General features: G+C 65.9%; 31 protein-coding genes. 27 read left to right on the top strand and 4 right to left on the bottom strand.

Annotation, left to right across the window (positions count from 1 at the left end; translation table 11 throughout):
• The first annotated feature begins 169 nt into the window (after positions 1–169).
• From QMB55_RS06090 to hisD, 12 genes are all read left to right on the top strand, one after another.
• Positions 170–982 carry an ABC transporter ATP-binding protein gene (locus QMB55_RS06090; protein WP_497587788.1) on the top strand — a complete coding sequence of 271 codons (813 nt, stop codon included), beginning with the start codon at positions 170–172 and terminating at the stop codon, positions 980–982.
• Positions 983–986: 4 nt separating this feature from the next.
• Positions 987–1,781 (top strand): lipid asymmetry maintenance ABC transporter permease subunit MlaE, encoded by a 795-nt coding sequence (gene mlaE, locus QMB55_RS06085; protein WP_497587870.1) that lies wholly within the window; start codon positions 987–989, stop codon positions 1,779–1,781.
• Positions 1,781–2,248 carry an outer membrane lipid asymmetry maintenance protein MlaD gene (gene mlaD / locus QMB55_RS06080; RefSeq protein WP_497587787.1) on the top strand — a complete coding sequence of 156 codons (468 nt, stop codon included), beginning with the start codon at positions 1,781–1,783 and terminating at the stop codon, positions 2,246–2,248. The genes mlaE and mlaD overlap by 1 nt, the downstream gene beginning before the upstream one ends.
• A gap of 23 nt (positions 2,249–2,271) precedes the next feature.
• Positions 2,272–2,997: an MlaA family lipoprotein gene (locus QMB55_RS06075; protein ID WP_497587786.1), complete on the top strand. Its 726-nt coding sequence runs from the start codon at positions 2,272–2,274 to the stop codon at positions 2,995–2,997.
• A 47-nt stretch (positions 2,998–3,044) separates the two neighbouring features.
• A complete protein-coding gene (locus QMB55_RS06070) occupies positions 3,045–3,659 on the top strand; it encodes an MlaC/ttg2D family ABC transporter substrate-binding protein (protein ID WP_497587785.1) in 615 nt (204 codons plus the stop codon).
• Positions 3,656–3,952: an STAS domain-containing protein gene (locus QMB55_RS06065; RefSeq protein ID WP_497587784.1), complete on the top strand. Its 297-nt coding sequence runs from the start codon at positions 3,656–3,658 to the stop codon at positions 3,950–3,952. The genes QMB55_RS06070 and QMB55_RS06065 overlap by 4 nt, the downstream gene beginning before the upstream one ends.
• A gap of 37 nt (positions 3,953–3,989) precedes the next feature.
• The gene (locus QMB55_RS06060) at positions 3,990–4,913 is read left to right on the top strand and encodes an ABC transporter ATP-binding protein (RefSeq protein ID WP_497587783.1); all 924 of its coding nucleotides are present in this window, start codon (positions 3,990–3,992) and stop codon (positions 4,911–4,913) included.
• Entirely contained in the window at positions 4,910–5,662 is a 753-nt protein-coding gene (locus QMB55_RS06055; RefSeq protein WP_497587782.1) for an ABC transporter permease, read from the top strand. The genes QMB55_RS06060 and QMB55_RS06055 overlap by 4 nt, the downstream gene beginning before the upstream one ends.
• A 3-nt stretch (positions 5,663–5,665) precedes the next feature.
• The gene (locus QMB55_RS06050; protein WP_497587781.1) at positions 5,666–5,911 is read left to right on the top strand and encodes a BolA family protein; all 246 of its coding nucleotides are present in this window, start codon (positions 5,666–5,668) and stop codon (positions 5,909–5,911) included.
• On the top strand, positions 5,904–7,157 hold the full coding sequence (gene murA / locus QMB55_RS06045; RefSeq protein ID WP_497587780.1) for a UDP-N-acetylglucosamine 1-carboxyvinyltransferase: 1,254 nt from the start codon (positions 5,904–5,906) through the stop codon (positions 7,155–7,157). Before QMB55_RS06050 ends, murA begins: the two co-directional genes overlap by 8 nt.
• Before the next feature lie 82 nt (positions 7,158–7,239).
• Entirely contained in the window at positions 7,240–7,884 is a 645-nt protein-coding gene (gene hisG, locus QMB55_RS06040) for an ATP phosphoribosyltransferase (RefSeq protein ID WP_497587779.1), read from the top strand.
• Complete coding sequence (gene hisD, locus QMB55_RS06035) at positions 7,881–9,179, top strand: histidinol dehydrogenase (RefSeq protein WP_497587778.1); 1,299 nt, start codon at positions 7,881–7,883, stop codon at positions 9,177–9,179. Before hisG ends, hisD begins: the two co-directional genes overlap by 4 nt.
• A gap of 66 nt (positions 9,180–9,245) precedes the next feature.
• Here hisD and QMB55_RS06030 read toward each other — a convergent pair whose 3' ends face one another.
• Positions 9,246–10,580, bottom strand: a complete 1,335-nt coding sequence (locus QMB55_RS06030) for a ferredoxin reductase family protein (protein WP_497587777.1) — start codon at positions 10,578–10,580, stop codon at positions 9,246–9,248.
• Positions 10,581–10,720: 140 nt separating this feature from the next.
• Between QMB55_RS06030 and QMB55_RS06025 the strand changes: the two genes are divergently transcribed.
• The 3 genes from QMB55_RS06025 to QMB55_RS06015 are packed head-to-tail and all read left to right on the top strand — an operon-like array spanning position 10,721 to position 13,165.
• Complete coding sequence (locus QMB55_RS06025) at positions 10,721–11,125, top strand: PepSY domain-containing protein (RefSeq protein ID WP_497587776.1); 405 nt, start codon at positions 10,721–10,723, stop codon at positions 11,123–11,125.
• Positions 11,106–11,771 (top strand): response regulator transcription factor, encoded by a 666-nt coding sequence (locus QMB55_RS06020; RefSeq protein WP_497587869.1) that lies wholly within the window; start codon positions 11,106–11,108, stop codon positions 11,769–11,771. Before QMB55_RS06025 ends, QMB55_RS06020 begins: the two co-directional genes overlap by 20 nt.
• Complete coding sequence (locus QMB55_RS06015) at positions 11,768–13,165, top strand: sensor histidine kinase (protein WP_497587775.1); 1,398 nt, start codon at positions 11,768–11,770, stop codon at positions 13,163–13,165. Before QMB55_RS06020 ends, QMB55_RS06015 begins: the two co-directional genes overlap by 4 nt.
• A 30-nt stretch (positions 13,166–13,195) precedes the next feature.
• Here QMB55_RS06015 and hisC read toward each other — a convergent pair whose 3' ends face one another.
• Entirely contained in the window at positions 13,196–14,284 is a 1,089-nt protein-coding gene (hisC, locus tag QMB55_RS06010) for a histidinol-phosphate transaminase (RefSeq protein WP_497587774.1), read from the bottom strand.
• Between the two features lie 126 nt (positions 14,285–14,410).
• Between hisC and hisB the strand changes: the two genes are divergently transcribed.
• The 10 genes from hisB (at position 14,411) to tatC (ending at position 19,990) form a co-directional block, all read left to right on the top strand.
• Positions 14,411–14,998 (top strand): imidazoleglycerol-phosphate dehydratase HisB, encoded by a 588-nt coding sequence (hisB, locus tag QMB55_RS06005; RefSeq protein ID WP_497587773.1) that lies wholly within the window; start codon positions 14,411–14,413, stop codon positions 14,996–14,998.
• On the top strand, positions 14,995–15,636 hold the full coding sequence (gene hisH, locus QMB55_RS06000) for an imidazole glycerol phosphate synthase subunit HisH (protein WP_497587772.1): 642 nt from the start codon (positions 14,995–14,997) through the stop codon (positions 15,634–15,636). Before hisB ends, hisH begins: the two co-directional genes overlap by 4 nt.
• Before the next feature lie 110 nt (positions 15,637–15,746).
• A complete protein-coding gene (gene hisA, locus QMB55_RS05995; RefSeq protein WP_497587771.1) occupies positions 15,747–16,490 on the top strand; it encodes a 1-(5-phosphoribosyl)-5-[(5-phosphoribosylamino)methylideneamino]imidazole-4-carboxamide isomerase in 744 nt (247 codons plus the stop codon).
• A 33-nt stretch (positions 16,491–16,523) separates the two neighbouring features.
• A complete protein-coding gene (hisF, locus tag QMB55_RS05990) occupies positions 16,524–17,285 on the top strand; it encodes an imidazole glycerol phosphate synthase subunit HisF (protein ID WP_497587770.1) in 762 nt (253 codons plus the stop codon).
• Positions 17,286–17,295: 10 nt separating this feature from the next.
• A complete protein-coding gene (gene hisI / locus QMB55_RS05985) occupies positions 17,296–17,700 on the top strand; it encodes a phosphoribosyl-AMP cyclohydrolase (protein WP_497587769.1) in 405 nt (134 codons plus the stop codon).
• Positions 17,697–18,023, top strand: a complete 327-nt coding sequence (locus QMB55_RS05980; RefSeq protein ID WP_497587768.1) for a phosphoribosyl-ATP diphosphatase — start codon at positions 17,697–17,699, stop codon at positions 18,021–18,023. Before hisI ends, QMB55_RS05980 begins: the two co-directional genes overlap by 4 nt.
• A gap of 1 nt (position 18,024) precedes the next feature.
• Positions 18,025–18,375: a histidine triad nucleotide-binding protein gene (locus QMB55_RS05975; RefSeq protein ID WP_497587767.1), complete on the top strand. Its 351-nt coding sequence runs from the start codon at positions 18,025–18,027 to the stop codon at positions 18,373–18,375.
• Between the two features lie 12 nt (positions 18,376–18,387).
• Entirely contained in the window at positions 18,388–18,627 is a 240-nt protein-coding gene (gene tatA / locus QMB55_RS05970) for a Sec-independent protein translocase subunit TatA (protein ID WP_497587766.1), read from the top strand.
• A gap of 92 nt (positions 18,628–18,719) precedes the next feature.
• Positions 18,720–19,205 (top strand): Sec-independent protein translocase protein TatB, encoded by a 486-nt coding sequence (tatB, locus tag QMB55_RS05965; protein ID WP_497587765.1) that lies wholly within the window; start codon positions 18,720–18,722, stop codon positions 19,203–19,205.
• Positions 19,202–19,990, top strand: a complete 789-nt coding sequence (tatC, locus tag QMB55_RS05960) for a twin-arginine translocase subunit TatC (RefSeq protein WP_497587764.1) — start codon at positions 19,202–19,204, stop codon at positions 19,988–19,990. Before tatB ends, tatC begins: the two co-directional genes overlap by 4 nt.
• A 157-nt stretch (positions 19,991–20,147) precedes the next feature.
• Here tatC and QMB55_RS05955 read toward each other — a convergent pair whose 3' ends face one another.
• Positions 20,148–21,311: a Do family serine endopeptidase gene (locus QMB55_RS05955; protein WP_497587763.1), complete on the bottom strand. Its 1,164-nt coding sequence runs from the start codon at positions 21,309–21,311 to the stop codon at positions 20,148–20,150.
• A gap of 29 nt (positions 21,312–21,340) precedes the next feature.
• On the opposite strand from QMB55_RS05955, the gene QMB55_RS05950 reads away from it, so the two are divergent.
• Both QMB55_RS05950 and QMB55_RS05945 read left to right on the top strand, forming a co-directional pair.
• A complete protein-coding gene (locus QMB55_RS05950; protein WP_497587868.1) occupies positions 21,341–22,099 on the top strand; it encodes a Nif3-like dinuclear metal center hexameric protein in 759 nt (252 codons plus the stop codon).
• 94 nt (positions 22,100–22,193) lie between these two features.
• Complete coding sequence (locus QMB55_RS05945; protein WP_497587762.1) at positions 22,194–22,886, top strand: fumarylacetoacetate hydrolase family protein; 693 nt, start codon at positions 22,194–22,196, stop codon at positions 22,884–22,886.
• A gap of 54 nt (positions 22,887–22,940) precedes the next feature.
• On the opposite strand, the gene QMB55_RS05940 is transcribed toward QMB55_RS05945, so the two are convergent.
• Positions 22,941–23,312: a hypothetical protein gene (locus tag QMB55_RS05940; protein ID WP_497587761.1), complete on the bottom strand. Its 372-nt coding sequence runs from the start codon at positions 23,310–23,312 to the stop codon at positions 22,941–22,943.
• Positions 23,313–23,497: the final 185 nt, after the last annotated feature.

Genomic DNA, 23,497 nt, shown 5'->3' with positions numbered 1-23,497 from the left:
TCCAGTTTGGGCGGGCCGCTGATTTCGATGCTGCGGCGTTGGCTTGCGCGCGGCAAGGCGCGCGCCCTGTTCTTGGAGGGTAAAGACCCTGCACGTAATCCGGGTTTCGTAGAAAACTTGGGCATCAGGTATAATCATTCGCTATTTTTTTCCATTCTGGATATCCGTTGTGTCTGCCGATAGTCTGGTCAGAATTACCGACGTCAATTTCTCGTACGACGAGCGCGCCATCCTCAAAGGGATCAACATGGAGATCCCGCGCGGCAAGCTGATTGCCATCATGGGGAACTCCGGGTGCGGCAAGACCACGCTGCTGCGACTGATCGGCGGGCAACTCCGGCCGACCAGCGGCCAGTTGCTGGTCGATGGCCAGTCGGTGCCCGAGATGACGCACGACGAGCTTTACGCGATGCGTCGGCGCATGGGCATGTTGTTCCAGTTCGGGGCCTTGTTCACCGACATCTCGGTCTACGACAACGTTGCCTACCTGATGCGCGAACATACCGACCTGCCCGAAGAGGTCATCCGCGACATGGTGCTGATGAAGCTCAACGCGGTCGGCCTGCGCGGCGCGCATCACCTGATGCCCTCCGAGCTTTCGGGCGGCATGGCACGGCGCGTGGCGCTGGCGCGGGCGATTGCGCTCGACCCGATGCTGATCATGTACGACGAGCCCTTTGCTGGCCTCGACCCGATCTCGATGGGCGTCATCGGCCAGTTGATCCGCAAGCTCAACGACGCCCTCGGGGCGACGACCCTGCTCGTTACGCACGATGTTCAGGAGGCGCTGCTGATCGTCGATTACGTCTATTTCGTTTCCGACGGGCAGATCGTTGCACAGGGAACGCCCGATGAAATCCGGGCTTCGGAAGATCCTTTCGTGCATCAATTCGTCTTCGGCGAAGCCGACGGCCCGGTGCATTTCCATTATCCGGCGCCACCGTTCGCGCAGGAGTTGCTGCGGGAGGTGCGGCGTGGCTGAAAACATGGACACGGGGGTGCTGGCGCTGGTGCGCGGCATCGGTCGGCGGGTCAATAACGCGGTGCAGCGCCTTGGCTTCGCGGCGCGCTTCTTCTTCCGGGTGCTGCTCTACTCGGGGCAGTCGTTCCGCCGCCTGCACCTGACGATCCGCGAAATCTATTTCTCGGGCTTCCAGTCGCTGCTGATCATCCTGGTCTCCGGCCTGTTCATCGGCATGGTGCTTGGCATGCAGGGCTACGAGACCTTGCAGCGCTACGGATCGTCCGAGGCGCTGGGCGTGCTCGTCGCGCTGTCGTTGGTGCGTGAGCTCGGCCCGGTCGTCGCCGCGTTGCTCTTTGCCTCGCGCGCCGGCTCGTCGATCACGGCCGAGATCGGTCTGATGAAGGCCACCGAGCAGTTGACCGCGATGGACATGATGGCAGTCAACCCGATTGCCCGTGTCGTTGCCCCGCGTTTCTGGGGCGGCGTGATCTCGATGCCGTTGCTCGCCGCGCTGTTCTCGGCGGTCGGGGTCTTCGGCGGCTACCTGATCGGCGTCGTCTTCATCGGTGTCGACGAGGGCGCGTTCTGGTCGCAGATGCAGGGTTCGGTCGATTTCCGCTTCGACATCTGGAACGGGATCGTGAAAAGTTTTGTCTTCGGGGTGGCTGTCTCCCTGATCGCGGTGTTCGAGGGCTACGACGCGGTGCCGACCGCCGAAGGGGTTTCGACGTCGATCAAAAGAACGGTGGTGTATTCCGCGCTGGCCATTCTGGCGCTGGATTTCGTGTTGACCTCGTTTATGTTCCGGGGGCTCTGATGAGTCGTAAGCTGATTGATTTGTGGGTGGGTTTCTTCGTCATTCTGGGGTTCGCGGGGCTGTTGTTCCTGGCGTTGCGGGTTGGCAACGTCTCGTCGGCCAACTTCGCCGAAACGTACCGGCTGACGGCCAAGTTTGATAACATCGGTGGCCTGAAGGTCCGCGGGCCGGTGAAGAGCGCGGGCGTGGTCGTTGGCCGCGTTTCCGAGATTCGGCTCGATCCGGGGTCGTACGAGGCCCAGGTGACGCTGACGATCGACAGCCGTTACCATTTTCCCAAGGATACGTTTGCTTCGATCCTGACCGCCGGTTTGCTCGGCGAACAATACATCGGCCTCGACGCCGGCGGCGACGAGAGAATGCTCAAGGATGGCGAAGTCGTGGCCAAGACTCAATCGGCTGTGGTGCTGGAAAAACTGATCAGCCAGTTCATGTTCAACAAGGCGTCCGAGGGGACGGAAAAATAATGGGAGCGTTCGTGAAAACACCGATGATCAAGCGTGTCCTGAGCGTGGCGCTGGCCGCCGCATTTGTCGGCGGATTCTCGGGTTGCGCGAGCACCGCGAACAATCCGAAAGACCCCTACGAGGGCTTCAACCGTGCGATGTTCTCGGTCAATGAAGGGGTCGACGTGGTCCTCAAGCCGGTCGCCGAGGGCTACGACGCTGCGGCGCCGCTGCCGGTGAAGGCCGGGATCGGCAACTTCTTCGGCAACATCTCCGACGCCTGGACGGCGATCAACAACTTCCTCCAGGGCAAGGGTAGCGAAGGGCTGTCCGACGTCGGCCGGGTGCTGGTCAATACCACCCTCGGCATCGGCGGCGTCTTCGACGTGGCGAGCGAAATGGGCCTCGAGAAGCATGCCGAGGACTTCGGCCAGACGATGGCCGTCTGGGGGGTCCCCGAGGGGAACTACCTCTATTGGCCGCTGATCGGGCCGCGTACGACGCGCGATTCCTTCGGCTGGCTGGTCGATACCTACGCCGATCCGGATCCGGTCTGGTATGTCGACAACGTTGCGGTGCGCAACACCCTGGTCGGAGTGCGCTTCATCGATGTGCGCGCCAGCCTCCTGCCGACCGACAAAGTGGTCGAGCAAGCGGCGTTCGACAAGTACAGCTACATCCGCGACGCTTATCTGCAGAACCGGCGCAGCGTCGTGCGTGACGGCCAGCCCGAACGGGAAGGCGAATGCAAGATGGAGCGTTGCTACTGAGATCAGGCGTCCCGTCATTCAGTAAGTCGCAAGAGAAAGAGGTCAGTATGAAGTCGTTGTTGTCTGTTCTGTTCGGTCTGTTTGTCGCCGCGTCCGCTGCATTGGCCAACGAGGAAGCGCCGGATGCGATGATCCGCAAAGTGACGGACGATGTGCTCAACATCGTTCGTCAGGACAAGGACATCCGGAGCGGCAACACCAAGAAGGCGATCGAACTCGTCGAAGCCAAGGTCCTGCCCAACTTCAACTTCCAGCGCATGACCGCGCTGGCCATGGGGCGCGACTGGAACAAGGCGAACGCGGACCAGAAGAAGCGCCTGACGGAAGAGTTCAAGACCCTGCTGGTGCGGACCTATTCGAATGCGCTCACCAGCTACAAGGACCAGACGATCCGCTACAAGCCGGCCAAAGTGCAGGGCGGCGACACCGAGGTCACGGTGCGGACCGAGATCGTGCAGCCGGGCAACAAGCCGATCGCCCTCGACTATTCGCTCGAAAAGCAGTCCGAGGGCTGGAAGGTCTACGATGTGGTCGTCGCCGGCGTCAGCCTGGTGACCAACTATCGCGACACCTTCAACCAGGAGGTGCGCGCCAACGGCGTCGATGGTCTGATCGACATGTTGGCGAAAAAGAACAATCAGATGGATCCCGGCCGCAAATGATCGAACAGAACGGAAACGGGCTGCGCGTGAGCGGCTCGATGCTGATCGCCGACGCGCCCGCCCTGCTTGCCGCAGGGCGCGGTTTTTTGCGCTCCCTGCCGACAGGCGGGAACGAGGTGATCTTCGATCTGGAGGCGGTGGCGGAGGCAGATTCCTCGGCGCTCGGCGTGGTCTTCGGTCTGCAGCGCAGTGCGCGCGAACGCGGACTGGCGCTGCGTCTGGTCAATCCGCCGGCCGGCCTGCTCAGCCTCGCCAGCCTCTACGGCGTCGCCGACACCTTCCCGCTCGCCTGAGCGCCATTCACCGTCGCGCAGACCTCAAGGGCATGGCATGAACGCCGCCAGTCGGATCGCCGTCTCCATCCGGCAAGTGGTCAAGAACTACGGTGCCTTGCGCGCGCTGGATGGCGTGACGCTGGACATCGCCGAGGGTGAATTCTTCGGGCTGCTTGGTCCCAACGGCGCCGGCAAGACGACGCTCATCTCCTGTCTGGCGGGCTTGGCGCGCGCCGATTCAGGGCGCATCGCGGTGCTCGGTCATGACGTGGCGAACGATTATCGCGCGGCGCGTCGGCAGCTTGGGATCGTGCCGCAGGAATTGGTTTTCGACCCCTTTTTCACGGTGCGCGAAACCTTGCGGATCCAGTCCGGCTACTTCGGCTTGCGCCGCAATGACGACTGGATCGACGAGATCCTGGAGAACCTCGACCTGACGGCCAAGGCCGACACCAACATGCGTCGGCTTTCCGGCGGCATGAAGCGACGCGTGCTCGTCGCCCAGGCCTTGGTACACAAACCGCCGGTGATCGTCCTCGACGAGCCGACCGCGGGGGTCGATGTCGAACTGCGCCAGGGGTTGTGGCTGTTCGTCGAGCGCCTCAATCGCGAAGGGCACACGGTCATCCTGACCACGCATTACCTCGAGGAAGCGGAAGCGCTGTGCGGCCGCATCGCCATGCTCAAGCAAGGCCGGGTGGTGGCGCTTGATACCACCTCCAACCTGCTCGCCCGTCAGGCGACCCGGACGCTGGTGCTGCGTTTGGGGGCGGGCGATGCCCTGCCGGCAGCGTTGGCGGCCCGTGCTGAACGCGATGGCGGGGACTGGCGGGTTCGCCTTTCCGGTCTGGCCGAGGTCGAATCGCTGCTTGCCGAGGTGCGCGCCAGCGGCGCGACGATCGAGGATTTACGCCTTGAACAGCCCGACCTCGAAGATGTTTTCGTCGGCGTGATGCAGGGCCGGGAGGTGCTGCCATGACCGGTTTCCTCACCTTGCTCTACAAAGAGGTGCTCCGCTTCTGGAAGGTCAGTTTCCAGACCGTCGCCGCGCCGGTACTCACCGCGATGCTCTACCTGATGATCTTCGCACATGTGCTCGACGAGCACGTGCGGGTCAACGACGTGCTGTATTCGGCATTCCTGATTCCCGGGCTGGTGATGATGTCGGTGCTGCAGAACGCGTTCGCGAACAGCTCGTCGAGCCTGATCCAGGCCAAGGTGACGGGCAGCGTGGTGTTCGTTCTCCTGCCGCCGATTTCGTACTTCGAGTTTTACCTGGCCTATGCGGTTGCGGCGATGCTGCGCGGCCTGGTCGTCGGCCTCGGCGTGCTCGCGGTGACGCTGTGGTTCGCGCCGCTCGAATTCGCCGCGCCCTGCTGGATCCTCGTTTTCGCCGTTCTCGGCGGGGGTATCATGGGGTCGCTCGGCATCATCGCTGGTATCTGGGCCGACAAATTTGATCAGCTGGCCGGGTTCCAGAACTTTCTCATCATGCCGCTGACCATGCTCTCCGGCGTTTTCTATTCGATCCATTCGCTGCCCGTGTTCTGGCAGCGGGTGTCGCACGCCAACCCCGTTTTCTACATGATCGACGGTTTCCGCTACGGCTTTTTCGGCGTCTCCGACGTGGCGCCGACGACCAGCCTGGCCGTCGTCGCAGCCAGCTTCGCGGCCGTCGCCCTGGTCGCGCTGCAAATGCTGCGCCGCGGATACAAACTAAGGAATTGAAACATGATGGATCCCGAACGCGTCAAACAGCTGATCGCTGAAGGTTTGCCCTGCGAAGGCCTGCACGTGCAGGGCGATGGGCAGCACTTCGAAGCGCTGATCGTCAGCGCCCAGTTCGAGGGCAAGAGCCGCGTCAAGCGTCAGCAGTTGGTCAATGCGGTGCTCAAACCCTATTTCGACAGCGGCGAACTGCACGCCTTGTCGATGAGCACGATCACCCCCGAAGAGTGGAGGGCGGCGCGTGGATAAGCTGCTCATCCAGGGCGGTTCACCGCTCGCCGGCGAAGTCGCCATTTCGGGCGCCAAGAACGCGGCGCTCCCCATCCTCTGCGCCAGCCTGCTGACCGCCGAGCCCTTGCGTTTTGCCAATGTGCCGCACCTCAACGACGTGTCGACGATGTTGCGCCTGCTCGGTCAGATGGGCGTCGACGTGATGATGGACGGCAACGAGGCGCTGGTCCTCGACAGCCATGCGCTCAACAACCCGGTCGCACCGTACGACCTGGTGAAGACCATGCGCGCCTCGATCCTCGTGCTCGGTCCACTGGTCGCCCGCTTCGGCGAGGCACGCGTGTCGCTGCCCGGCGGCTGCGCGATCGGCGCCCGCCCGGTGGACCAGCACATCAAGGGGCTGCTGGCGATGGGCGCCGAAGTGACCGTCGAACACGGCTATGTCCATGCCAAGGCGACGCGTCTCAAGGGCGCGCGCATCGTCACCGATATGGTGACCGTCACCGGCACCGAAAACCTGATGATGGCCGCCGTGCTGGCCGAAGGCGAAACGGTGATCGAGAACGCGGCGCGCGAGCCGGAAGTGGTCGATCTCGCCAATTGCCTGATCGCCATGGGCGCCAAGATTCGCGGCGCCGGTACCGACTGCATCCGCATCGAAGGCGTCGAACGCCTGCACGGTGCCTCGCACACGGTGATGCCCGACCGCATCGAAACCGGCACCTACCTGTGCGCGGCGGCGGCGACCGGTGGCGATGTCCGGCTGACGCGGACCTCGGCCGATTATCTCGACGCGGTGGTGGCCAAGCTGCGCGAGGCCGGCTGCACCCTCGACTGCGAGGCCGACGCCATCCATCTGAAGGCGCCGGCGCGCCTGAAGGCGGTCAACGTGCGCACCGAGCCGTATCCAGCCTTCCCGACCGACATGCAGGCGCAGTTCATGGCCATCAACACGGTCGCCGATGGCGCCGCGGTGATCCGCGAAACGATCTTCGAAAACCGCTTCATGCACGCCGTCGAACTGATCCGCCTCGGGGCGCAGATCAAGATCGACGGCAACACCGCGCTGGTGACCGGCGTGCCGTGCCTCGACGGGGCGACGGTGATGGCCACCGACCTGCGCGCCTCGGCGAGCCTGGTGATCGCCGGCCTGGTGGCGCAAGGCGAGACGCTGATCGACCGCATCTACCACCTCGATCGCGGCTACGAGCGCATCGAGGAAAAACTGTCGCGCCTCGGCGCCAGTGTCAAGCGGGTGCGCTGAAGCTGCGGCTACAATGCCGGAAGCCGGCGGTGCAGTGGGCGTCGCCGGGTGAGTGGGATAACGCAACGACGGGGATACAGTTTTGGACGGCATCACCATCGCCCTTTCCAAGGGCCGCATTTTCGAAGAGACGCTGCCGCTGCTCGCCGCGGCCGGCATCGAGCCGCTGGAGAATCCGGAAACCTCGCGCAAGCTGATCATCGCGACCAACCGGCCTGACGTGCGGGTGGTCATCGTGCGTGCCACCGACGCGCCGACCTACGTCCAGTACGGCGCCGCCGACCTCGGCGTGGCCGGGCGTGACGTGCTCATCGAGCACGGCGGCGACGGCCTCTACCAGCCGCTCGACCTCAACATTGCCAAGTGCCGGATGATGGTCGCCGTGCCGGCCGACTTCGACTACGAACACGCGGTGCGCCAGGGCGCGCGCCTCAAGGTGGCGAGCAAGTACATCAACATTGCGCGCGAGCACTTCGCGGCCAAAGGCGTGCACGTCGACCTGATCAAGCTCTACGGTTCGATGGAGCTAGCCCCGCTGGCCGGCCTTGCCGACGCGATCGTCGACCTGGTGTCGACCGGCAGTACGCTCAAGGCCAACAACCTGCTCGCCGTCGAGCACATCATGGACATTTCCTCGCGCCTGATCGTCAACCAGGCGGCGCTGAAGGTGAAGCGCGAGAAGATCGCGCCGATCCTCGAGGCCTTTGCCGGCGCTGTCGCCGCATGAGCGCGATTCGCCGCTTCTCGTCGCGCGACGCCGATTTCACCGCCCGTCTCGATGCGCTGCTGGCCTTCGAAGCGGCGCAGGACGACGCCATCGAGCGCACCGTCGCGGCCATCCTGGCCGACGTCAAGGCGCGCGGCGACGCTGCGGTGCTCGAGTACACGCAGCGCTTCGACCGCGTCCCCGCCGCCTCGCTGCCTGAACTCGAACTCTCGCGCGCCGAGCTTGACGCCGCGCTTGCCGGCCTGCCTGTCGAACGGCGTGCGGCGCTGGAGACGGCCGCTGCGCGCGTGCGTGCTTACCACGAACGCCAGCCGCTGCAGGGCTGGCAGTACGAAGAAGCCGACGGGACGCGGCTCGGACAGAAGGTGACGCCGCTCGACCGCGTCGGCCTCTACGTGCCGGGCGGCAAGGCGGCCTATCCCTCGTCGGTGCTGATGAATGCGATTCCGGCCAAGGTCGCCGGGGTCGGCGAACTGATCATGGTCGTGCCGACGCCGGGCGGCGAGAAAAACGCCCTCGTGCTCGCCGCCGCCGCGCTGGCTGGCGTCGACCGCGTGTTCTGCATTGGCGGCGCGCAGGCGGTTGCGGCGTTGGCTTTCGGCACCGAGACTGTGCCGCGGGTCGACAAGATCGTCGGTCCGGGCAATGCCTACGTCGCCACCGCCAAGCGGCGCGTGTTCGGCATCGTCGGCATCGACATGGTCGCCGGGCCGTCGGAAATCCTGATCGTCTGCGACGGCACGACTGATCCCGACTGGGTGGCGATGGACCTTTTCTCGCAAGCCGAGCACGACGAGCTGGCGCAGGCCATCCTGCTCTGCCCGGATGCGGCTTACCTCGACCGCGTCGAGGCCTCGATCGAGCGCCTGCTGCCGAGCATGCCGCGCCAGGCGACGATCCGGGCGGCGCTCGCAGGGCGCGGCGCGCTGATCGAAGTGCGCGACCTCGACGAAGCCTGCGCGGTTGCCAACCGCATCGCGCCCGAGCACCTCGAGTTGTCGCTGCAGGACGCCGACGCCTGGGTGGACAAGATTCGTCACGCCGGCGCGATCTTCATCGGCCCCTACACCTCGGAAGCGCTCGGCGATTACTGCGCCGGACCGAACCACGTGCTGCCGACCTCGGGCAGCGCGCGCTTCTCCTCGCCGCTGGGCGTTTACGACTTCCAGAAGCGGACGAGTCTCATCCGCGCTTCGCGCCGCGCGGCGAGCGAGCTGGGCCGGGTCGCTGGCATTCTGGCCGACGGCGAAGGCCTGCCCGCGCACGCGCAGTCGGCGCGCTACCGGGTCGAGTAAATCCGGTTTCCGGACACGAAAAAAAGGGCAGCCTGGGCTGCCCTTTTTTGTTGCTGGCGGCTGGGTTCAGCGCATCTCGAAGGCTTCCTGATGAAAGCGCGGCGTGCCGCCAAGAGTGCGTATGTTGCGCAGGCCGCGCTTGAGTGCGTCGGCGAGGCCGGTCGGGCCGCAGAACCAGATCTCGGCGGCGCGGTCGCCGTTCGCCTCGAGGCCGAGCCCCTCGGCGCGCAGCTCCTTGCCCTGGCGCTTATCGTGAATGTGCAGGCGGATGTTGGGCAGCGTGGCGCACAACGCTTCCAGACGGGCGACGAAACGATCGCCGGCACGGTCGCGCGTGCAGTAGTGCAGCTCGGCCTGCGGGGTCTCGGAAGGCGCGTCCTGCATGGCTTCCAGCCAGGCCAGGAAGGGCGTCACGCCGACCCCGCCGGCAATCCAGATCTGGCGTCGCGTCGGGTCGTGGCGGTCGAGGCGGAAGTGGCCGTAGGGACCTTCGACGCTGACCGCCTGCCCGACATAAACCGTGTGCGGCAGGCGGCGGGTGAAGTTGCCGAGCGCCTTGATGCAGAAGGTCACCGTGCGCTGGTCGTTGCCCGCGCTGGCAATGGTGAAGGGATGGTGGCCTTCGAGGCGGTCGAAAGCGAGGAAGGCAAACTGCCCCGGCTGATGGCCCTGCCAGCGCTCGTCGAGGCGACAGGTGATCTCGGTGACGCCGTCGCCATGCTGCACGGCGATGACTTCGCCGTGCGCCCGGCGGCGCTGGCCGATGCGCCCAGTCAGCGACAGCACGCTGGCCCAGCTCCCGGCCAGAAGCGCAATCGCGAACAGGGCGCCGAGGGGTGTCGCCCAGTAGCGGGCCGGCGTCAGGACGAGGCTGTGGAAGGCCAGGAACAGGTAAATCACCGGCAGGACGCGGTGGATGTGCCGCCAGAGGTGGTAGGGAAAGCGCCGCCAGAGGGTGATGGCGATCATCGCCAGCAAGAGATAAAACCCCCATTCGCCGAGGTCCTCGGCCGGGTCGTGCAGCAGGCGGGTGAGTTCGCCTTTCGCCTCGCGCAGCCGCCCGGCTCGGCCGATCAGCGCGCGGACAAGGCCGGAGCCTTCGTAGAAGCCCCAGTGGAGGACGGCGAAAACGACGGCCAAGATGCCGGCCCATTTATGCAGGCGGTAGATGCGGTCCATGCCGCCAAGCGGCGCTTCGAGCCAGCGCGGGCGGGTTGCCAGCACCATGACCAGCGACATCAGCGCCATCGACAGGATGCCGCTGAGGTAGAGGCCTTGCTGGCGGATGAGCCACAGCGTCGCGGTGCCCTCCGGGATGGAGGCGGTCAGGAAGGTCTGCAACCAGGCGGCGCAGAACAGGGCCAGCAGACCGGCGAGTGTGGCGGTGGCCGGGGTGTTCATCGTTGTTCTCCCTTTAGGGTTTTGGGGCAGTCGGGATGCCCGTCTCGGGTGAGGCTGCGCTACTATGCCTGTGTCTTTCTGAATCGGGCCTGAACGGGACGTTCATCTCGCGTTCAGGCCGGGCCGCGTATAAATCCAGCATGAATCCCTTCGTTTTCCTGCGTAGAGCTTGCCGCACAGCGGTTCCGTCCAGCGTCCTTCTGGCCACGCTGTTGTTTGTTGTCGAACCGCCAAACGGAGTGGCAAGCGACGACTCGGGGCACGACCATGAGCGCGCGCGTACGGCGTTGGAGGCCGGCGAAATCCTGCCGCTCAAGGCGGTGCTCGAACGCGTCGAGCAGCGTGCGCCGGGCAAGGTGCTGGCGATCGAGCTCGAGCGTCATCGCGGGCGCTGGATTTATGAGCTCAAAGTGCTGCGTCCCGGCGGGGCGCTGGTCAAGGTCTGGGTCGATGCCGCAGACGGATCGCTGATTGCCCGCCGCGGCCACGGTTCGCGCCCCGGCTACTGCCGTGAAAAGGATGAAGATGCGTGTCCTGATCGTTGAAGACGAGCCGACGCTGGCCGTGCAATTGGGCGAAGCCCTCGGCAGCGCCGGCTATGCCGTCGACCAGGCCGCGAACGGTGTCGATGCCCTGCATCTGGGCGGCGACCCCGATGCGCCCTATGATGCCGTGGTGCTCGACCTCGGTTTGCCGCAGATGGACGGTTTGAGCGTACTCCAGTCCTGGCGTGCGGCCGGCTGTACGATGCCGGTGTTGATCCTTACCGCGCGCGACAACTGGCACGAAAAAGTGGCCGGGATCGACGCTGGGGCCGATGATTATCTGGCCAAGCCTTTCCACCTCGAAGAACTGCTCGCTCGTCTGCGCGCCCTGATCCGTCGCGCCGGCGGGCTCGCCAGCGCCGAGTTGCGTTGCGGTGCGCTGGTGCTCGACACGCGGCAATGCCGGGCCAGCGTGGGCGGCCAGCCGCTCGTCCTCACCGGGCACGAATACCGGGTGTTGGCTTACCTGATGCACCGGCCCGGCCAGGTCGTTTCACGCAGCGAGCTGATTGAACACATCTACGCTCAGGACTGCGACCGCGATTCGAACACGGTTGAAGTCTTCGTCGCGCGCCTGCGCAAGAAGCTGCCCGACGGCGCGATCGAAACGGTGCGCGGCCTCGGCTATCGCATGGTGGCCGCGTGAGGCGCTCCGGCGTCCCGCTCTGGGGGGCGATGCGGCGCTCGCTGCGCCTGCGCCTGCTGCTCGGGACCCTGGCGTCGATCGTGCTGGCCATCGCGGTCGCCGGCTGGGCGCTCTCCGGCCTCTTCCGCCAGCACATTACGCAGCAATTCCACGCCGAGTTGCGCCTGCACCTCGACGATCTGGTCAGCCACCTGTATGTCGACCGCGAGGCGCGTCCGGCGGTGAGCGGTACGCCGAGCGATCCGCGCTTCGAGCAGCCGTATTCCGGGCTCTACTGGCAAATCGAACGCACCGACCGGCGCGAGGACGTCTCGCGCAAGTTGCTGCGTTCCCGCTCACTGTGGGATGCGGCGCTGGTCGTGGACTTCGAGGTGCCGGCGGACGGCGAGGTCCATGCGCATCGTCTGCCCGGGCCCGAAGGCGTGATGCTCGGTGCGGTTGAGCGGGTGGTGCGCCTGGAGGATGAGGATGGACAGCCGGGCGGGACCTTTCTCGTCATCGTTGCTGCCGACGAGCGGCGGATCGCCGAGCCGACCGAGAATTTCTCCGGCATGCTCTGGCTCTTTCTCGGCCTGCTCGGGTTGGGCTTGGCCGCGGTTGCCGTGCTCCAGGTCTGGGTCGCACTGGTGCCCCTGCGTCGTTTGCAGTGGGCGTTGGCCGCGGTGCGCGCCGGGCAGGCGGCGCGCCTGGACGGCGATTTCTCTGGCGAGGTGCAACCGCTGGTGGGCGAATTCAACAGCGTACTCGCGCAAAATGCCGAGGTCGTCGAGCGTGCTCGCACTCAGGCCGGAAACCTCGCGCATGCCCTGAAAACGCCGCTTTCCGTGATCGCCAATGCGGCGCAGGGTTTGCCGGGCGAAACCGGTCCCTTGCTGACCGCGCAGGTCGAGGTGGCGCGCCGGCAGATTGACTATCACTTGCGTCGGGCGCGGGCCGCGGCGGCGGTGCGTCTGCCGGGATCGCGCACGCCGCTCGGGCCAGTGGTCGATGGCCTGCTGCGCGTGATGCGCCGGGTGCACGCCGAGCGTGAGCTCGACTTTGCCGTGCAGATCGAGCCAGGGCTCGAGTTCCGTGGCGAGGCGCAGGATTTGCAGGAAATTCTCGGTAACCTGCTCGACAACGCCGGCAAGTGGGCGCGACGCGCGGTGCGCCTGGAATGCCGCCGCGAAGACGGCTGGCTGCGCTTGACGCTCGACGACGACGGCCCCGGCATCCCGGATGAGGCGCGGGAACGCGTGCTACGTCGCGGCGAGCGGGCGGACGAGCAGGTTGCCGGCAGCGGCCTGGGGCTGGCCATCGTCGACGACCTGGTCCGTCTGTATGCCGGGCGGATCGAGCTCGAAGCGTCGCCGCAGGGTGGTCTGCGCGTGCGCTTGAGTTTGCCGGCGGCTTGAGCGCGCTGCGCGCTTGGACGGCGCTTTGCCTTAGCCCGCGACGATGGCCCGCAGGGCTTCGACCAAGGCGCGGCATTCGGCGTCGGTGCCGATGCTGATGCGCAGGTGCTGGTCGATGCGCGGCTGGCGGAAGTGGCGGACGATGATGTTGCGTTCGCGCAGGCGGGCGGCGAGCTGTGCCGCGTCGTGCCCCGGGTGGCGGGCAAAAATGAAGTTGGCCGCCGAAGGCAGGACATTGAAGCCGAGCGTTTCAAGGTCGGCGACCAGTTGCGCGCGGCTGGCCATCACCGCACGGCGCGTCGTTTCCAGCCAATCGCGGTCGGCCAGTGCAGCGGCGGCGCCGACCAGCGCCAGGCGGTCGAGCGGGTAGGAGTTGAAGCTGTTCTTGACCCGTTCGAGGGCCTCGATCAGCGGCGCCTGGCCGAGCGCGTAGCCGACGCGCAGGCCGGCCAGGGCATGCGATTTGGACAGCGTGCGCACGACGAGCAGGTTGGGGTGGCGGGCGATCAGCGCGGCAGCCGTTTCACCGCCGAAGTCGATGTAGGCCTCGTCGACGACGACCACGGCGTGGTGCAGTCCGGCGCACAGGCGATCGATCTCGGAAAGCGACAGCGGCCGGCCGGTCGGCGCGTTGGGGTTGGCGACGATGACCCCGCCGCAGTCGTCGGCGCGCTCGAGGTAGTCGTCGACGCGGACCGCGAAGTCCGCGTCGAGCGCGACCTTGGTGTGCGCGATGTCGTAGAGGCCGCAATACACCGGATAGAAGCTGTAGCTGATGTCCGGCATCAGCAACGGCTTGGCGTGCTTGAGCAGGGCCAGGAACGCGTGCGCCAGCACCTCGTCCGAACCGTTGCCGACGAAGACTTGCGCCGGTTCGATGCCGTGTTCGGCAAAGTGTTCGGCGACGGCGTGCTTGAGCAGGTCGCCATTCGGGTCCGGGTAGAGGCGCAGGCGGGCCGCGTCGTTGCCGAGTTCAGCCTGCATGGCGGCGAGCGCGCGCGGCGAGGGCGGGTAGGGATTCTCGTTGGTGTTGAGCTTGACGAGGTCGGGCAGCTTGGGCTGTTCGCCCGGGACGTAAGGCGTCAGCGTGTGGACGAGGGCGCTCCAGTATTGGCTCATGTGCGGCTCACGGCATGGGATGCAGGGGAGGTTCAAGATGGTATCATGCGCAGCAGCCGGCGTTGCGGGGCAGAACTGCCTTGAGCGGCGCGGGTCAGAGCAAGATTCCTTCTTCACGGGGTTTACATGCGGCAAGCCGACATCAGCAGAAACACCCTCGAAACCCAGGTGCGCGTCCGTCTCGATCTCGACGGCAGCGGCCAGTGCCGTTTTGCGAGTGGCGTTCCCTTCCTCGACCACATGCTCGAGCAGGTGGCACGCCACGGTCAGTTCGACCTCGAGGTCGAAGCCAAGGGCGATCTGCACATCGACGCGCATCACACCGTCGAGGACATCGGCATTACGCTCGGCCAAGCGCTGGCCGCGGCGCTCGGCGACAAGAAAGGGCTCACCCGCTACGGCCATGCCTACGTCCCGCTCGACGAGGCGCTGTCGCGTGTGGTCGTTGACCTTTCCGGCCGGCCGGGCCTCGTGTTCGGCGTCAACTTCACGCGCGCGACGATCGGCGCCTTTGATGTCGATCTGGTGCGCGAATTTTTCCAGGGGCTTGTGAACCACGCCCTGATCACCCTGCACATCGACAACTTGCGCGGGGAAAATGCGCACCACCAGGCCGAGAGCGTTTTCAAGGCCTTCGGCCGCGCCTTGCGCATGGCCGTCGAGGCGGATGCGCGTTGCGCCGGCCGTGTGCCGTCGACCAAGGGGGCGCTGTGAGCGGCAAGGTTGCCGTCGTCGACTACGGCATGGGCAATCTGCGCTCGGTGTGGCAGGCGCTCGCCCACGTCGCCGGCGGTCGCGAAGTCGTCGTCACCGCCGATCCGGCCGAATTGCGCGCCGCCGAGCGCGTGGTCTTCCCCGGCCAGGGCGCGATGCCCGACTGCATGCGCGAACTGGAATTGCGCGGGCTGCGCCGGGCGGTGCTCGACGCAGCGCGCGACAAGCCTTTCCTCGGTATCTGCATCGGCCAGCAGATGCTCTTCGAGCACAGCGCCGAAGGCGACGTGCCCGGCCTCGGCGTTTTCGCCGGGCAGGTCGTCCGCTTTCCTGCCGAGCACATGCGCACGGCCGATGGCAGCAAGCTCAAGGTGCCGCACATGGGCTGGAACGAGGTGCGCCAGGTGCGTCCACATCCCCTGTGGAAGGGCATCGAGGACGGCGCGCGGTTTTATTTCGTGCACAGCTACCACGTTGCGCCGACGTCACCCGAGGTCGCCGTTGGCGTGACCGACTATGGCATTCCCTTTACCAGTGCGGTAGCGCGGGATAATATTTTTGCCATCCAGTGCCATCCGGAGAAGAGCGCCCAGGCCGGACTTGCCCTGTTGGCCAACTTCCTCGCCTGGCAGCCTTGAGGCGCATTTCGCGCTGACGGCGGCGCACTGCTCCGGCCGCCGGTGCGGTGTGTTCCGGGTACGGCGTTCATTTTTGATTTCGTTTTTCCACCACCACCTGCGTTTTCAACATGCTGATCATTCCCGCGATTGACCTGAAGGACGGGCAGTGCGTCCGTCTCAAGCAAGGTCTCATGGACGAGGCCACCGTGTTTTCCAACAGCCCGGGCGAACAAGCCGCGCATTGGCTGGCGCAGGGCGCACGGCGCCTGCACATCGTCGATCTCAACGGCGCCTTCGCCGGCAAGCCGAAGAACGAGAGTGCGATCAAGGAGATCGTCGCCGCGCTTGGCGACGAGATTCCGATCCAGCTCGGCGGCGGCATCCGCGACCTCGACACCATCGAACGTTGCCTCGACGACGGCGTGAGTTACGTGATCATCGGCACCGCCGCGGTGAAGAATCCGGGCTTCCTGCACGATGCGTGCAGCGCCTTCCCGGGCCAGATCATCGTCGGGCTCGACGCCAAGGACGGCAAGGTCGCCGTCGACGGCTGGTCGAAGCTGACCGGCCACGACGTCATCGATCTCGCCAAGAAGTGCGAGGACTACGGCGTCGAGAGCATCATCTACACCGACATCGGTCGCGACGGCATGCTCACCGGAATCAACATCGAAGCGACCGTGCGCCTGGCGCAGGCGCTGCGTATTCCGGTGATCGCCTCGGGTGGGCTGTCCAACCTCGATGACATCCGCAGCCTGTGCGCGGTCGAAAGCGAGGGCGTCATCGGTACCATCGCCGGGCGCGCCATCTACGACGGTTCGCTCGACTTTGCCGCCGCACAGGCCGAGGCCGACCGCCTCGGCGCGGCGTGATCCGACTCTTTTTGCTGAGAAAGCGGTAGCCATTTGGGACTCGCCAAACGCATCATCCCCTGCCTTGACGTGACCGCCGGCCGCGTCGTCAAGGGCACCAACTTCGTCGATCTGCGCGATGCCGGCGATCCGGTCGAGATCGCCCGCCGCTACGACGCGCAGGGCGCCGACGAGGTGACCTTCCTCGACATCACGGCCTCCTCTGACCAGCGCGACATCATCCTGCACATCGTTGAAGCCTGCGCCGCGCAGGTCTTCATCCCGCTCACCGTTGGCGGCGGCGTGCGTGCGGTGGCCGACGTGCGTCGCTTGCTCAACGCGGGCGCCGACAAGGTGAGCATGAACACCGCCGCGGTGAACAACCCCGACCTCGTTGCCGAGGCGTCGGCCAAGGTCGGCAACCAGTGCATCGTGGTGGCCATCGACGCCAAGCAGGTGGCACCGGGGCAATGGGAGGTATTCACCCACGGCGGTCGCACCCGCACCGGGCTCGACGCCGTTGAGTGGGCGAGAAAAGTCCAGCAACTGGGCGCCGGCGAGATCCTGCTCACCAGCATGGACCGCGACGGGACCAAGAACGGCTTCGACCTTGCGCTGACGCGCGCGGTGGCCGACGCGGTCGACATTCCAGTGATCGCTTCGGGCGGCGTCGGCAACCTCGAACATCTGGCCGACGGCGTCAGCGTCGGCGGCGCCGACGCGGTGCTGGCGGCGAGCATTTTCCACTTCGGCGAATACACCGTGCGCGAGGCCAAGGAGTACATGCGTTCGCGCGGCATCGAAGTGCGTTTGTGAGGCGCGCGGCATGAGTGATCTGGATGTCGCGCAACCCTGGCTCGATGCTTTGCACTGGGGCGACGACGGTCTCCTGCCGGCGATTGCCCAGGATGCGGCGAGCGGTCGCGTAGTGATGGTTGCCTGGATGAATCGTGATGCCTTGCAGGAAACGGTGCACACGGGGAACGCGGTATACTGGTCGCGCTCACGGCAGCGTTTGTGGCGCAAGGGCGAGGAGTCCGGGCATGTGCAGAAAGTGCGTTCGATCCGCACCGACTGCGACGGCGACGTGCTCCTGCTGGCCGTCGAGCAGGTCGGAGGCATTGCCTGCCACACCGGGCGCGAGAGTTGTTTCTTCCTCGAACTCGACGGCGAGCGCTGGGTTCCGGCCGATCCGGTTTTGAAGGACCCCAGGGAAATTTACGCCAAATGAGTACGCACGACATCCTGCATCGCCTTTCGGAGACGCTCGCCTCGCGGCGCCACGCGGATCCCGAAACCTCTTACACCGCCAAGTTGTTCGCCGGCGGTCCCGATTCGATCCTCAAGAAGATCGGCGAAGAGAGCGCCGAGCTGATCATGGCCAGCAAGGACGGCAAGCGCCTGAACATCGTGCGCGAGTCGGCCGACCTCGTTTATCACGTGCTCGTCCTGCTCGCCTTCTACGGGCTTTCGATCGAGGACGTATCGCAGGAAATGCGCCGCCGCGAAGGCATCTCGGGCATCGACGAAAAGAATTCGCGGACGGCCAAATAGCATGGACGATTGCCTCTTCTGTCGCCTTGTGCGCGGCGAGATTCCGGCGCGCAAAGTCTATGAGGACGACGACATCCTCGTCTTCCACGACATCCATCCGGCGCGGCCGTTGCATGTGCTGGCGATTCCCAAGAAGCACATCGCTTCGCTCGCCCACGTCAGCGAGGCCGACGCGCCGCTGCTCGGTCGCCTGCTGACCGTGGCGCAGACCGTCGCGGCCGAGAACGGCAGCCCGGACGGCTTCCGCGTCATCATCAATACCGGACGCGTCGGCGGGCAAGAAGTCCCGCACCTGCACGCGCACATCGTCGGCGGACCGGACCCGGTCGGGCCGATGCTCAAACGTCTATAAGGGGAGTCATCCATGGGTTCATTCAGCATTTGGCACTGGCTGGTCGTTCTGGTGATCGTCCTGCTGGTCTTCGGCACCAAGAAGCTGCGCAATATCGGCGAAGACCTCGGCGGCGCGGTCAAGGGCTTCAAGGAAGGAATGAAGGACGCGAACGAGAGCAAGCCGGCCGAGCCGGTGCCGCCGCAGCAACAGGTCGGCGGTCAGACCATCGAAGGCGAGGCCAAGGAAGTCAAGGAAAAGGCCAAGTCCTGAGCGCTTGCCCGCAGTGCGGCGCAGCAATCCTCCATTCCACGCGCCCTGCAGCCGGCCTGCAGGGCGCATGAATACTGGCTTCCACGAATAACATGTTTGACATCGGGTTTTCCGAGCTGATCGTCATTGCCATCGTCGCGCTGGTGGTGATCGGTCCCGAGCGCCTGCCGCGCGTGGCGCGCACCGCCGGGCACCTGCTCGGCCGCATGCAACGCTACGTGAACGACGTGAAGGCCGACATCGATCGCGAGATGCAGATCGACGAATTGAAGAAGCTGCAGGCGCAGATGCAGGAGTCGGCGCGCAGCTTCGAAAACAGCATCAACGCCGAAGCACGGGCCTTGCAGCAGACCTTCGACGCGGGCGCTGATGCCGTCCGCCAGGCGGCGACGGGCGCTGAGGCACCGCTCGCCTGCGAGGACGCGACGCGTGCGGCGGCTCAGTTACAGACGGCCCCGGCGACGCCGGATCATGCGGCGGCCGGCATCGTCCTCGACGGCCCGGAGAGCGGGCTGTCGCTGCCGCCGGCGACGCCGCCGGTCGCTGCGGCACCGGATGCACATAAGGGGCAGGCATGAGCGAGCACGAAGGCCCCCGCGGCCTCGACGAAACCCCGGGCGGGCACGAAGACAGCTTCATGTCGCACCTCATCGAGTTGCGCGATCGCCTGATCCGGGCGCTGCTCGCCATCCTGATTGTTTTCGTCTGCCTCTTCCCCTGGGCCAAGGAGCTCTACAACCTGCTCGCCCAGCCCTTGCTCGCGTCCTTGCCGCAGGGGGGGCAGATGATCGCCACCGATGTGGTCGGCGTCTTCCTGGTGCCGATGAAGGTGGCCCTGATGGTTGCCTTCCTGATCGCCTTGCCCTACGTGCTCTACCAGGTCTGGGCCTTTGTCGCCCCGGGCCTCTACGCGCACGAGAAGCGTCTTGCGTTGCCGCTCGTTGCGGCCAGCGTCGTCCTCTTTTTCGTCGGGATGGCTTTCGCCTATTTCCTGGTCTTTCCGACCGTCTTCGGCTTCATGGCCAAGATCGCGCCCGAGGGTGTCGCCTGGATGACCGACATCGAGAAATACCTGTCCTTCGTGCTCAGCACTTTCGTCGCCTTCGGGGTGACCTTCGAAGTGCCGGTGATCGTCGTCGTGCTGGTCGGAATCGGCGTCGTCGATATCGCCAAGCTCAAGGAAATCCGGCCCTACGTGATCGTCGGCGCCTTCGTCATCGGCGCGATCTTCACTCCGCCCGACGTCATCTCGCAGCTGATGCTGGCGATTCCGCTGTGCCTGCTCTACGAGCTGGGCATCCTCCTCGCCCGGTTCGCCGGCCGTCGCCCCGAGCGCTCCGCCTCGACCGACCTGCGCGCTTGAGTGTCATCGCGATAGCCGCGACGCTCACGAAGCGCACCTGAGTTCCTGCGCGTTCTCCGGCGCGCGGTGTTCAGCGTCGATCGCCCCGAGGGCGCTCCCAGACGGTTCTATCCGCGTTTTTCTTCGTGCGCGTGCGCTGTGCGCTTTCGCCAGCGACTCAGCGCTCGCGCGGCGGGGCCGGGCGCTTGCCGATGCGGATCTCGGTGTCGTAGGCCGACTTCTTGCGCCGCAGCTTGAAGCTGACGTTGTCACCGGGTTGCAGCGCGGCGATCAGGTCGAGCATCGCCTGCGGGTCCTTGACCGGCTTGCCGCCCACGGCTTGCAGGATGTCGCCCGGGCGAATGCCGGCGGCATCGGCAGGGCTGCCGCGCTGGACGCCGGAGATCAGGGCGCCGCTGGCGTCGGCCAGGCCGAAGGATTCGGCGAGCTCGGCGGTCATTTCTTGCGCCTCGACGCCGATCCAGCCGCGCGTCACGGTGCCGGTGCGGATGATCTGTTCCATGACGTTGCGCACCGTCGATACCGGGATGGCGAAGCCGATGCCCAGCGAACCGCCGGAGCGCGAGTAGATCGCGGTGTTGATGCCGACCAGATGGCCGCGGCTGTCGACCAGGGCGCCGCCGGAGTTGCCGGGGTTGATCGCGGCGTCGGTCTGGATGAAGTTCTCGAAGGTGTTGATCCCGAGGTGCGAGCGCCCGAGGGCCGAAACGATGCCCATGGTCACCGTCTGGCCGACGCCGAAGGGGTTGCCGATGGCCAGCACGACGTCGCCGACGACGACGTTGTCCATGCTGCCGAGCGTGATCGCCGGCAGCTTGAGCTCACGCCCTTTCTCGGCGAAGAGCTGGAGCACGGCGAGGTCGGTTTCCGGGTCGCTGCCGACCACGCGCGCCGGCAGGGCGCGGCCGTCGTTGAGGGCAACCTCGATCTGGTCGGCGCGTTCGACGACGTGGTAGTTGGTGAGCACGTAGCCGTTGGCGCTGACGATGACCCCGGAGCCGAGGCCGGAGTTGCGCTGCGGCTCGTTCTCCTGACGGTCGCCGAAGAAGTGGCGGAAGATCGGGTCGTCGAACAGCGGATGGCGCTGCGGTTTGACCTTCTGCGTGGTGTAGATATGCACCACCGATGGCAAGGCGCGGCGCGCCGGTTCGCGGAAGGATGCCGGCGGCGGGCTGTGCTCGCCGCTCGGCGGCGCCTCCTGCAGCGCGACCACCGACGGGGCGCTGCCGCCCAACCATTCCGGCTTGAGCGTGCTGACGACGAAGACGACGGCGAGACTGACGGTGACGGTTTGTGCAAAAATCAGCCAGAGTCTGCGCATAACACGGAGCAAGAATGAAAAAGGACGGAATGCAAAGGGACGCTTTGACGCGCTATCTGGACGATCTGCTGGGCGCGGCGGAGTACCGGGATTATTGCCCAAACGGTCTGCAAGTGGAAGGACGCGCCGAAGTGCGGCGCGTGGTGTGCGGGGTCAGCGCCTGCCAAGCGCTGCTCGATGCGGCGGTGGCGCGCGGGGCCGATGCGGTGCTGGTGCACCACGGCTGGTTCTGGCGCGGCGAGGATGGCCGCGTCACGGGTGTGCGCAAGGCACGGCTGCAGACCCTGCTCAAACATGACATCAGCCTGATTGCCTATCACCTGCCGCTCGACGGCCACCCCGAGCTCGGCAACAACGCCGGACTTGCGGCGCGTCTCGGGTGGTCGATCGAGGGGCGTTTCGGCGATGACAAGCTCGGTTGCCACGGCCGGCCGGCCGCGCCGTTGCCCCTGGCCGCGCTGAGCGAGGCCTTGGCGGCCGGGCTGGGGCGCGCGCCCTTGGTCGTCGGCGCGGAGGCCTGGACGGACGGACGCAAGGTCGAGCGCATCGCCTGGTGCACGGGCGGGGCGCAGGGCTACTTCGAACAGGCGGTGGCGCTCGGCGTCGATGTCTTCGTCACCGGCGAGATCTCCGAATACAACGTCCATTTGGCGCGCGAAAGCGGCGTCGCCTTCGTCTCGGCCGGCCACCACGCGACCGAGCGTTTCGGGGTGCAGGCGCTGGCCAGCCACCTTGCGACCCACTGTGGTCTTGAGTGCGACTTCGTAGACATCGATAATCCCGTTTGAATGGGCTGCACCCTTCGCGCCTGCGCGTTGCCGGACAACGACGCACGGGCGTCCAAACCGTCATCCAATTGCCACCCAAACCTAAGGACCGCTCATGAACTACGTCTTCCCGCCCGCACCGCAAGCCGCCTTGCCGGTCGCCGGCGACGATGCTGTGTTTCCCGTCCGCCGCGTCTACTGCGTCGGTCGCAACTATGCCGATCATGCCGCGGAGATGGGCGCCGACACGCGCGAGCCGCCGTTCTTCTTCAGCAAGCCGGCGGACGCGCTGGTGCCCGGCGGCGTGGCGACGGTGGACGTGCTTTACCCGCCGCAGACCGCGAAGCTGCAGCACGAGGTTGAATTGGTCGTGGCAATCGGTCGCGGCGGCGCCAACATCCCGGTCGCCGAGGCGCTCGACTGCGTCTTCGGCTACACCGTCGGTTTCGACCTGACGCGCCGCGACCTGCAAGGTGCAGCAAAGGACAAGGGGCATCCCTGGGACATGGGCAAGGGCTTCGACCAGGGCGGTCCGGTCGGCGCGCTGCGGCCGGCGGCGGAGATCGGCCATCCCGAGAAAGGGGCAATCTGGCTTAAGGTGAACGGCGAATTCCGCCAGCAGGGTGATCTGGCGCAGATGACCTGGAAAGTCGCCGAGGTGATCGCCAACCTGTCGACCTTCGTCCGTCTGGCGCCGGGCGACCTGATCTTCACCGGCACACCGGCCGGGGTGTCGACCGTGGTGCGCGGCGACGTGCTCAGTGGCGGCATTGACGGGGTCGGCGAACTTTCGATCCGCCTGGTTTGATTACCGGAGCGGGGCGTTTGCGCCCCGCGAATCGGCCAGTGATTAGGCCAGGGATTAGGCCGAGGGGGAGAGCAGCAGCGGCCGCGCCGGAATGAACAGGCGCTGCAGCCCTTCCAGAATCTGGCGCCGGTCGGGCAGTGCGAAGGGCAGCGGGGCGATGGATGCCGTGGCGGGGAGCTGCGGAAGGGGAGAGACTTGCGCGGGCAGCGGGGTAACTTCTTCCGCCTCGCCGTCGAACCAGGACAGCACGAACGCCGGCCAGGCCACGCAGAAGAGCAAGCCGCCCAGAATCAGCCCGGCCTCTTCGCCGGTGGCCACGAAAACGGGCACCACGGCGAGCAGCAGGGCGGTGGTCAGACGGGCGCCCCGGCGCGGGTCGGCGATCGGGGTCAGGTTGAAAACGGCAGGGGTGTAGGTTCGGCTCATCGGGGGAAGGTTCGTTGCACTCCCGGCGCCGGAGCGCTCGGGTCAGGTGCGCATCTTAAGGGGCCTCGCCGTGCCTGTCTGTGAAGCGTTTGCGCCGATTCTGTAACCGACTGTGATGCTCGTTCAGCATATTCCAACGGCGTAGTGAATGCCTCGGACGACGTTCAGGGCTTCACGCCGTGCGG

Source organism: Propionivibrio sp. (assembly GCF_041441355.1).
In the GTDB taxonomy this organism is placed as follows: Bacteria; Pseudomonadota; Gammaproteobacteria; order Burkholderiales; family Rhodocyclaceae; genus Propionivibrio.
This window is presented reverse-complemented; position numbering and strand designations above follow the sequence as displayed.